Raw genomic sequence first — 10598 nt, 5'->3', positions numbered from 1 at the left:
CTCGTGGCTTCGTCGCGGGGTGGCTGTACACGGCAGCGCGAGATCGTCCTGCGCGCGGCCGGAAACAACGAACACTTCAGTGCTGCAACGCTTTTCACAACCGACCCTGAATCGGTCACGATGCATCACCGAGGAACGTGGCACTCATCATGACACACGAAAGTGAGGGATTCCTCATGTTTTGGGGCGACCCGCGGGTATACCGACGGGTATCCCCACGGGTAACTTTCCATCTGCCGATGTACGGAACGGGCTCCGGCCGCAATCAGCCCCGCCACCTGCACAAACCCCGAACGACACCCTGCCCATCAGTCGCGCCCAATACCGTTATGAAATCGTTATGTGAGCCTGTTCACTGAGCTGCTCGGCGGGCGGAAATGGTTAGCTCCTGTCGTAGGCGCCCCGTACTCTTCTCGACATGCCAACCACCCCCGTCACCCTGCCCGGTGACGTCGTCGACCTTGTCCGCCAAGCCCATTCGATCACCGTGTTCTCCGGCGCAGGGATGTCCGCCGAAAGTGGTGTCCCTACTTTCCGGGACGCCCAGACGGGACTGTGGGAACGCTACGACCCCGCGGCGCTGGCAACTGTCGACGCCTGGGACAACGACCCCGCGCTCGTGTGGGGCTGGTACCTGTGGCGGATGAAGCTCGTCGGTGATGCCCAACCCAACCCAGGCCATCGCGCGATCACCGCACTCGCCGATCACCGCACCGTCATGGTGGTGACGCAGAACGTCGATGACCTCCACGAACGCGCGGGCAGCAACGTGATCAGCCACCTGCACGGCAGCCTGTTCGAACCACGCTGCTCGGGATGCTCGGCGCCCTATCACGGAACGGGTACCCGGCTGCCCGACGGCTTCGACATCACCTCGTACACCGAGCCACCCCGCATCGACCCGCCGTCGTGTCGCGAATGCCAGTCGCCGGTGCGCCCTGGAGTCGTCTGGTTCGGCGAGGCGCTGCCGCGCGGCGCGTGGCAGCGCGCCGAACACGCAATCAGCGGCAGCGACCTCGTCCTGGTCATCGGAACCAGTGGAATCGTCTATCCCGCAGCGGAATTGCCCGAGCGGGCACTTGCGGCCGGAACTCCTGTGATCGAGTTCAACATCGATGAGTCTGCATTGAGCCCGTATGTCACCCGGTCCGTTCGCACTTCGGCGGCAGTGGGCCTGCCCGCCCTACTCGACGCGCTCGGAGAATAGTCGCCACGATCGCCCGGCGTCGAATACGAAACGAGGCGTGAGCCGACAGGAATGTCGGCTCACGCCTCGTTTCTCGTTCGGACGCCGGTGGCGTCCGGCTATGTCAGTGCCCTTCGCCGGTCACATTCGACAGCGCCCGGTAGCCGCCGTCGATGTAATGCACGTTGGTGTAACCCATGTCGGCGATCTGCTCGGCGATCACCGGCGCCTGTGAACGCACCGACACCACCGCGATCTCGCGGTCGTGATCGGGGATCACCGGAAACCGGCCCGACGGTGTGTGGTTGAACACTGCCTTGACATCGGACGGCTCGACGACGACCGCGCCGGGCACGCTGCCCTGATGCCGCATCACCTGAGGACGCGCGTCAACGATGACCGCGTCACCGTGTTGACTGTGTTCGACTGCTTCTTTGGCTGAAATCGCATTCACCACTGACACTGGTGACCTCACCCGCTTCTTGTTTCGTCTGCTCGCGTGGCGCCGGCGCCGCTGCCGACTCTTCCCGGTAGTTCGGCGCTCCGTTGCAAACCGTTACCGAGAAGAAATGCTACGCGCCGATTTACCAAGCGTGACAAGCAAGTTTCCGCTCACTGAACCAATGGTCGAATGTGAGATCCCCCACTGCCCGGATCACCCCCGCGGGCGGCCGGCCACCTTCGGGTTGCCCCGCTTGCCCCACGAGTCGCCGCGCCTGCCACCCTCGCGGCTGTACCCTCGGGCACCTTGGCCTGCGCGTTTGGCCCCGCCCCGGGCCCTCGGGGGACCCTGGTCGCGCCGAATATCGATGGGGTTCTTACCGATCCGGGTGTGCCGCAAAGCGGCCAGCGTTTCCGCGTCGAGATCGTCGGGAAGCTCGACGAGACTGAAGTCGTCGCGGATGGAAATGTTACCAAAATCACCCCGGGTGAGGCCGCCCTCGTTGGCGATGGCCCCGACGATCGCGCCGGGAGACACACGATGGACACGGCCGACCGCGATCCGGTAAGTGGCGAAATTGGCCCCGGGTCGCCGGGGTGCGCGTTCGCGGCGCTCGGGCCGCTCGCCCCGCTCCCCGCGTTCGCCGCGCTCACGTTGCGGCGGATCCGGCGCCATGAGGAAACCGCCGTCACGGGTTTCGAGCGCCAGCGCGGCCGCGATGTCGGCCATCGTCACATCGTTGTCGCGCGCGTAGTCCTCGATCAGCTTGCGGAACATGTCGAGATGGTCGGAGCCGAGGTTCTCGGTGATCGACTCGGCGAACTTGGCCACGCGCTGGGCATTGACATCCTCGACGCTGGGCAGCCCGATCTCGGTGAGCGTGGACCGGGTGGCCTTCTCGATGGCCCGCAGCAGGTGCCGTTCCCGCGGCGAGACGAACAGCAACGCATTGCCCGAGCGCCCGGCACGACCGGTACGGCCGATCCGGTGCACATACGACTCGGTGTCGTGCGGGATGTCGAAGTTGACCACGTGCGATATCCGGTCGACGTCGAGACCGCGGGCCGCCACGTCGGTGGCCACCAGGATGTCGATGGTGCCGTTCTTGAGCTGGTTGATGGTCCGCTCGCGCTGTGCCTGCGCCAGGTCGCCGTTGATCGCGACCGCCGAGAATCCGCGCGAGCGTAGCTTCTCGGCCAATTCCTCGGTGGCCTGTTTCGTCCGTACGAACACGATCATCGCGTCGAATTGCTCGACCTCGAGGAATCGGGTCAGGGCGTCGAGTTTGCGCTGGTGTGAGACCTGCAGATAGCGCTGCGTAATGTTCGAGGCGGTCGCGGTCTTGGCCTTGACCGTGATCTCCTTCGGATCCTTGAGATACTGCTGCGCCAGCCTGGCGATGGCCCGCGGCATGGTCGCCGAGAACAGCGCGACCTGCTTGGAGTCCGGGGTGTCGGCGAGGATGCGTTCGACGTCCTCGGCAAAGCCCATCGTGAGCATCTCGTCGGCCTCGTCGAGCACGAGGAACTCGAGCTCGGAGATGTCGAGGGTGCCGCGATCGAGATGGTCGATTACACGTCCGGGGGTGCCGACGATGACCTGCGCACCGCGCTTGAGACCGTTGAGCTGAACGACGTAACTCTGCCCGCCGTAGATCGGCAGCACCTTCACCTTGGGCAGATGCGCCGAATATTTGCCGAACGCCTCGGCCACCTGCAGGGCGAGCTCACGTGTCGGCGCGAGGATCAACGCCTGCGGCTTGCGGGCGGAGGCGTCAAGACGCGACAGGATCGGAATGGCGAAGGCCGCGGTCTTGCCGGTACCGGTCTGCGCCAGACCCACCACGTCGCGGCCGGACATGAGGATCGGGATGGTTGCCGCCTGGATCGGCGACGGCGACTCGTAGCCCACATCGGAGATGGCCTCGAGCACACGATCATCGATACCCAGACCACCGAAACCGGTGGAGCCGGTCTCGTCGGCGTGGTCGGTCGATCGCTCGGTGGACGTCTCTGCGGACGTCGATTCGGATTCGGATGTGGGTGTCATCGCTGGCCAGTCTCGTTCATCGCTATTACTCTAGTGCGCCGCGGACGGTCCAGAAGAATCGAAGGGCCGCGATTGCCCGAACTCATGTGATGGGTGTCACCGGCCTGCTGCTAGGCTCTGTGCCATTCAACGCGGATGCAGAGCGGCATGCGCGCCCAGCTGTGCCTGAAATGCCCGTTTGGCCGTACCCCGTTTGGCCGTGCATCTGCGCGGCCGCAAACAAGGAGAATTATGGATCAGTACTCCACCCCGTCGAACTTCACGGTCGACGCGAAGGCCACGACCGTGGACGCGGTGCTGCGCCACCGCGCGAAAACCCCGAATGCGACGCTGCTGCGCAAACTGTCCGGCGACACCTGGGTCGACGTGAGCGCCAAAACCTTCGCCGACGAGGTGGACGCCGTGGCCAAGGGCATCGTCGCCTCCGGCATCAACCCGGGCGACCGGGTGGCGCTGCTGTCCTCCACCCGTTACGAGTGGACCGTCATCGACTACGCCATCTGGCGTGCGGGCGGCGTCACCGTCGCCATCTACGACACTTCCTCACCCGATCAGGTCCAGTGGATCCTGGAGGATTCGGCGACGCGGCTGCTGATCGTCGAGCTACCCAAGCACCGCTCACAGCATCAGGAAGTGATCGCGGCCGCTCCGGCCCTCACCGAAACCCTGGTCATCGACGAGGGTGCCATCGCGACGCTCACCGAGCGGGGCGCCGCCGTCGACAACGCCGAACTCGACACCCGCCACGCCAACACCGTGGCATCGGACGCGGCAACCCTGATCTACACCTCCGGCACCACCGGCCGGCCCAAGGGTGTCGCGCTCACCCACGCCAACCTGCTGGCCGAGAGCGCCGCATGCACGAGCGCGGTGGGCCCGGGTCTCGTCGAGGGCAACACGACGCTGCTGTTCCTGCCGCTGGCGCACGTCTTCGCCCGCGCCATCGAGGTCGGCTGCATCGAGAACAAGGTGGTCCTCGGACACACCAGCGATATCCCCAACCTGGTCGCCCATCTCGACAAGTACAAGCCGCACTACGTGCTGTCGGTGCCGCGTGTGTTCGAGAAGGTCTACAACTCGGCCAAGCAGAAGGCCTACGACGGCGGCAAGGGCGGCATCTTCGAGAAGGCGTCGGCCACGGCCGTCGAGTACAGCAAGGCCCTTGACGCCGGCGGCCCGGGATTCGTGCTCAAGAGCAAGCACGCCGTGTTCGACAAGCTCGTCTACGGCAAACTCCGCGCTGCACTGGGCGGCAACTGCATCGGCGCGGTGTCCGGCGGCGCACCGCTCGGCGATCGCCTGGGCCACTTCTTCCGCGGCGTCGGCATCCCGGTGTACGAGGCGTACGGCCTCACCGAGACCAGCGCCGGCATCCTGGCCAACAGTGCCGACGACCAGCGCATCGGTTCGGTGGGCCGGCCGGTACCGGGCTCTGAGGTGGCCATCGCCGACGACGGCGAGATCCTGCTCAAGGGCCCGATGGTGTTCGGTGGCTACTGGCAGAACGAGAAGGCCACCGCCGACTCGATCCAGGACGGCTGGTTCTACACCGGTGACATCGGCAAGCTCGACGACGGCTTCCTGTACATCACCGGCCGCAAGAAGGAGATCATCGTCACCGCCGGTGGCAAGAACGTCTCCCCCGCCCAGCTCGAGGACACCATCCGGGCGCATCCGCTGGTGAGCCAGTGCCTGGTGGTGGGCGACAAGAAGCCGTTCATCGCGGCTCTGATCACCCTCGATCAGGAGGTCGTCCCCGGGTGGCTCGAACGCCACGACCTTCCGGCCGACACCCCGCTGAGCACGCTGGCCACCAATGCCGACATCCTCGCCGAGCTCCAGGAGGCGGTCGACGCGGCCAACAAGACCGTGTCCAAGGCCGAGGCGATCAAGAAGTTCGCGGTGCTCGACACCGACTTCACCATCGAGACCGGTGAACTGACGCCCACGCTCAAGCTCAAGCGCAACGTGATCCACGACTCCTATAAGAAGGCCATCGCCGACCTGTACACGTAGATCCCACAGCCACCAAGCCCTCCGGACCTCTCGAGGTTCGGAGGGCTTGGTGCGTTCCTACCTGAACCGTCCCGGTTGTTACCGATGTCGTAGCGTCGACGCCATGAGCGCGCAGCACGGGGACAGCGGATTCGGCGATATGACCCTCAGTGTCCACGGCGGCAACGACACCGCCGGGCCGTCGATCCGGACCCCGATCACGATGGCCAACTCGTACCATCTGCCGCCGGAGCCGGAGAAGCTCGACTGGTCCGACCCCGATCACCTCATCTACACGCGCAACACCGGCGCCAATCAGGTTGCGCTGCAACGCAAACTGGCCCTGATGGAGCGCGGTGAAGACGCACTGGCGCTGGCGTCGGGCGTCGCCGCGCTGCACGCGGTGTACTTCACCTTTCTCGCGACCGGCGACCACATAGTGGTCTCCGACACCACCTACGAGGCCACGTGGAAGCTCTGGACACAGCTGCTGCCCCGCAAGTACGGGATCGAGGCGACGTTCGTCGACGTCACCGATCTCGACGCGGTGCGGGCCGCGATCCGGCCGGCCACCCGGATGATCACCGCCGAGGTCATCGCCAATCCCACCACCAAGGTCGCCGATGTGGCGGCGCTGGCCCGCATCGCCCACGACGCGGGCGCACTGCTGGTGATCGACTCGACGTTCACCCCGCCACCGCTGTACCGGCCGCTGGCAGACGGTGCCGATCTGGTGATCCATTCACTGACCAAGTACATCAACGGGCACGGCGATGCGATGGGCGGCGCGGTGATCGGCGCGGCCGCGTTGGTCGGCAGGGTCAAGGCCGAGGCGATGGTCGATGTGGGCGGGGTGATCTCACCGTTCAACGCATGGCTGATCTGCCGCGGGTCGATCACGTTGCCGCTGCGCCTGGCTCAGCATCAGGCCACCGCGATGACGCTGGCGCGGCTGCTGGCCGCCGATGAGCGGATCGCCTTCGTCGCCTATCCGGGACTGGAGTCCCACCCCCAACACGGTCTTGCCGCAAGGCAATTGGGCGGACGAGGGTTCGGCGCCATGATGGCCTTCGCGTTGCGCGGCGATCCGGCGACACAGAACCGCTTCGTCTCCCATCTGACGGTGATCACCTCGGCCGTGTCACTCGGCCACGACGAGTCGCTGATCGTGCACGTCGGCACGGACGGCCCACGGGTCGCCGCCTACCCCCAGGGCTTCCGCGAATACGGCCACCTACGCTTCTCGGTCGGCCTGGAGGAAGCCGACGACCTGGCCGCCGACCTCCGCCAGGCGCTGGACAAGACATTCGCCTGAACGGCTACCTCGCCTCGTAGAGGATGCCCCTGCCGATGGCCTCGCGGATGACGGGCAGGGCGGCCTCGGCGAGCGCATCGGTGTCGACACCGTGGAATCCCGCGAGCAACTCGATGAGGGTGCCGAGCGGTACCACGCCGCGACATCCTGCGAGCAGCGCCGCCGACACCTCGTCGACGCCCAGGACCGCGGCCGGTCCGCCGGGGCGCCGCACCGACGCCCCTACCTGCTGCCAGCCGTCGTCCCCGGGCAACGACTGCTGTTCGAAGATGACCGGCGCGGTCGACAGCCGCGCGGCCAGCAGGTGTTCGTCGGAGGTGTCACGCAGATAGGCACGGCGGTCCAGAAAGGCTTTGGCCTCGTAACCGGTGACCTCCTCACCGGCGGCGGTGATCTCCTCGACGACCTGGTCGGGTTCACGTGTCTCGCCCGCACGGTGCGCGCGAAGAGTGATGAGCCCCATGCCGATTCCCGCGATCTGTTCGCGGCGGAACCAGTCGAGCCAGTCCGCACCCCGGCGCATGAGGTCGCCCGGGTTCTCACCGGCGTCCGAAAGCCACAGCGAGACATAGCTGATGGGGTCGGCGAGCTCACGTTGGACCACCCAGGCGTCCAGGCCGGTGCGGGCCAGCCAGCCCCGCACCCGGGTATCCCACGGTTCGCCTTCGCGGACAATCCAATTGGCGAGGATCTGCGCGGTGCCGCCGGGGTTGAGGTGGTCGGCGACCTCACCGATGAGCCGTTCGCACACGCGGTCGCCTGCCATACCGGAGTCCCGGTAGATGTAGTCCTGTCCGCCCGAACCCACCACGAACGGCGGATTGGAGACGATCAGGTCGAACCGCTCGCCCGCCACCGGCTCGAACAGGCTGCCGGCGCGCAGATCCCACGACATGCCGCAGAGCCGGGCGGTGGCCGCGGCCAGTGCGAGGGCCCGCGGATTGGTGTCGGTGGCGACGATGCGCTCACAGTGCGAGTCCATGTGCAGTGCCTGGATTCCGCAGCCCGTGCCCAGATCCAGTGCGCTGGCGACAGGTTCACGAATGACCGCCCGGGCCAACGACATCGACGCACCGCCGATTCCGAGCACGTGGTCGCGAAGCACCGGCCCGGTACGGGTGGCGGCGTCGAGATCGGAGACGACGAGGTAGTCGCGGTTGTCGTCGGCGTGCGGGCGGATGTCGAGCGCGGCGCGGGCGGTCAGGCCGTCGACGGTGATCACCTCATTGGCGACGAGGTCATCGATGAGGCAGCCCGGCAGCGCCTCGGCGACCTCGCGCACGGATTCGTCACACGCGAGCAGCAGTAATCGGACGAGTGTGCCCAATCGCGACGGACCGGCCTGCTTCGTGGCGTGGAGGGCGGGCCACCAGATCCCCCGGCCCAGGGCTTCCTCGGCGTCCTCACCCAGGAACGCGGCCACCCCGGGTCCGGTGTAGCCGGCCGAACGCAGGTCCGCGCCGAGGGCGTCGATGAGGGCGATATCGTGCAGTGGGTGCATGACAATCAGTATCGGACGCGGTGCCGGCGGCCAACGGTCACGGGTACCGATCGCGCAGGGTGCAGATTCGGACGTAACAGACATCATCGGCAACTTCGTTCACCATGAGCAACACCTGATGTAAGTGTTACCTATGCCACTTTATCGGGCAGTCTTGGGATTTACTCAGGGTATGCTAACGTCCGATTTGAAATAGGCGCCCCGGGTCCTCGGGGTCAGGGCAAATCGATGGAAAGCGTAGGGCGCAACTGTGCAGTCAGCGCGTGTCGTGAACACTGGTAGAACCAAGCGCAACGTGGTGCGGACGACGGCCGTCGTCACGCTCGCGAGCCTGGCAGCGGCAACGGCGACCGCCAACGGTGCCGCCGCACCCATCAGTGATTCACCCGCCACGAGCAACACTGTCACCAACAACGCGGGTATCACCCCCGCCCCGTCGGCCTCTGCAGCGCCGCTGGTCTCGCCGTACGCCAAGAAGAGGCCCCAGCGCTACAACCCACGCACGGAGACCTACGAACAGCGGCAGGCACGCATCGCCAAACAGCAGCGGCCGATGCTGCGTCAGAGCGCCGAGACCCGGAACGAGGACACCACCTGCGTCAGCAGCGAGTTCACCACCCTCAGCGTGGTCTTCGACTCCATCTACGAGTCGCTGCTCCCGTCGCTCCCGCCGGCCGCCCAGGCTGCCGTCAAGCAGCACCAGAAGGGGCTGCAGCGCAGCCTCAGGAACGTCACCGTCTCGACGCTGTCGCTGAGCGATGATCCGCGCGCCCTCGGCGCCGACACGCAGGACCCGGCGGACAAGTACAAGTCGCCGCATTCGACCTACATCGTCAATCAGCTGCTCAAGATCCGGGACGGCAAGCAGAACGAAGCCATCCCGGTCGCCAACATCACTCTGTCCCAGGCCGTGGAGACGGCGTGGCTGTACTTCTTCACCGGTATTCTTGCCCCGATCAATTTCGCGCTGGGCATGGCTCCCGAGTTCACGGACATCAACCAGAATTCGAGCCCTGCCGCATATCTGCCGCTGCCGGCCCAGATCACCGGCATCCTGGGGTCGTTCCTGAACTACAACACCCTCGTCGGCATCTTCTTCGCAGGCGGGCAGTCAGCCCTGACCATCCTCTACTCCCAGACCGCCACCGCGTTGCTCAACCAGTGCGTCGCGCGCGTCACCGAGGAGCAGAAGGAGAATGCGGGCAAGGCCCACGAACACATCCGGTATAACATCCCGATCCCCGCGATCATCAAGAGCACAGCGAACCAGCTAGCTCTCGCCGACAAGAACACCTGCAAGCCTGTCGGGGCCAACACACTGGGTGAGATCACCGAACGCACCATCCGCCAGGCCAAGGAGGCCGCACCCAACGCCGCAGCACGCAATCGTGTCGCCGCCCAGGGCCGCCAGATCATGGGTGTCCTGCGTTCGACATACGTTCCGGCCAACCTGATCCCGAGGGACAAGGACGACTTCGACGGCGGTCAGCGGGCCGTATCCAGCCTCGGCGGCTTCATCCCGTTCCTCGGTGGCGCACCCCTCGATGTGATCCTGGGTCTGGCCGGCAATGCCGGTGAGGGTAAGAACCTGCTTCATCAGATCCCGCTGTCGAAACTGACAGTCACCAAGTCGATCACCGGCGTCTATTACACCTATGCACTGTCGGTGTGGCTGTTCCGCACCATCGGGCAGTACGCCGGAATCCCCGCGCTCGCACCCGTCCAGCTCATTCCGGGAGTCAACGAGTTCAACCCGGTGCGAATGATCTCGACGGTCCTCACGCTACCGCTGACCTACGGCATCACCACCTACCACAATGTGGTCCGTTCGATGTGCTTCACCGACGACGACACCACCGGTTCGGGCCTGGGCGCCGAGGCGCACAAGCGCAAGGACGAGGCCGCCGAGAACATCGCCGAGAACAAGGAGAAGGCCGCCGCCGAGCGCACCGGAACCACCAGGAAGGCGAGCGCAACCACCACCAAGAAGCTCGCCCCGGCTTCGGATGCGGGCGAGTCCACGCCCACCGCAACCGCCACCCCGAAGACCACCGCACCGGAGAAGAAGGCCGACCCCGACGACGCCCTGCCGCCGTGGGTTCACCCCTGA

The 10598-nt window shown here is 65.9% G+C and carries 7 protein-coding genes; 4 read left to right on the top strand and 3 right to left on the bottom strand.

Annotation, left to right across the window (positions count from 1 at the left end; translation table 11 throughout):
- Window positions 1–418 precede the first annotated feature (418 nt).
- The gene (locus tag Q0627_RS18300; protein WP_291017473.1) at window positions 419–1207 is read left to right on the top strand and encodes an NAD-dependent deacylase; all 789 of its coding nucleotides are present in this window, start codon (window positions 419–421) and stop codon (window positions 1205–1207) included.
- 103 nt (window positions 1208–1310) lie between these two features.
- Here Q0627_RS18300 and Q0627_RS18295 read toward each other — a convergent pair whose 3' ends face one another.
- Window positions 1311–1649, bottom strand: coding sequence for a rhodanese-like domain-containing protein (locus Q0627_RS18295; protein WP_291017476.1), 339 nt, complete (start codon window positions 1647–1649; stop codon window positions 1311–1313).
- A gap of 192 nt (window positions 1650–1841) precedes the next feature.
- Window positions 1842–3677 carry a DEAD/DEAH box helicase gene (locus Q0627_RS18290; RefSeq protein ID WP_291017479.1) on the bottom strand — a complete coding sequence of 612 codons (1836 nt, stop codon included), beginning with the start codon at window positions 3675–3677 and terminating at the stop codon, window positions 1842–1844.
- A gap of 231 nt (window positions 3678–3908) precedes the next feature.
- Between Q0627_RS18290 and Q0627_RS18285 the strand changes: the two genes are divergently transcribed.
- Both Q0627_RS18285 and Q0627_RS18280 read left to right on the top strand, forming a co-directional pair.
- The gene (locus tag Q0627_RS18285; RefSeq protein ID WP_298811822.1) at window positions 3909–5693 is read left to right on the top strand and encodes a long-chain fatty acid--CoA ligase; all 1785 of its coding nucleotides are present in this window, start codon (window positions 3909–3911) and stop codon (window positions 5691–5693) included.
- Between the two features lie 103 nt (window positions 5694–5796).
- A complete protein-coding gene (locus Q0627_RS18280) occupies window positions 5797–6987 on the top strand; it encodes a PLP-dependent aspartate aminotransferase family protein (protein WP_291017484.1) in 1191 nt (396 codons plus the stop codon).
- 4 nt (window positions 6988–6991) lie between these two features.
- On the opposite strand, the gene Q0627_RS18275 is transcribed toward Q0627_RS18280, so the two are convergent.
- Window positions 6992–8488: a methyltransferase gene (locus tag Q0627_RS18275; protein WP_291017486.1), complete on the bottom strand. Its 1497-nt coding sequence runs from the start codon at window positions 8486–8488 to the stop codon at window positions 6992–6994.
- Between the two features lie 268 nt (window positions 8489–8756).
- Here Q0627_RS18275 and Q0627_RS18270 point away from each other — a divergent pair, with 268 nt between their 5' ends.
- Window positions 8757–10598, top strand: a complete 1842-nt coding sequence (locus Q0627_RS18270; RefSeq protein ID WP_291017488.1) for a hypothetical protein — start codon at window positions 8757–8759, stop codon at window positions 10596–10598.

Origin of the sequence: uncultured Gordonia sp., from assembly GCF_937858515.1 — a bacterium.
In the GTDB taxonomy this organism is placed as follows: domain Bacteria; phylum Actinomycetota; class Actinomycetes; order Mycobacteriales; family Mycobacteriaceae; genus Gordonia.
This window is presented reverse-complemented; position numbering and strand designations above follow the sequence as displayed.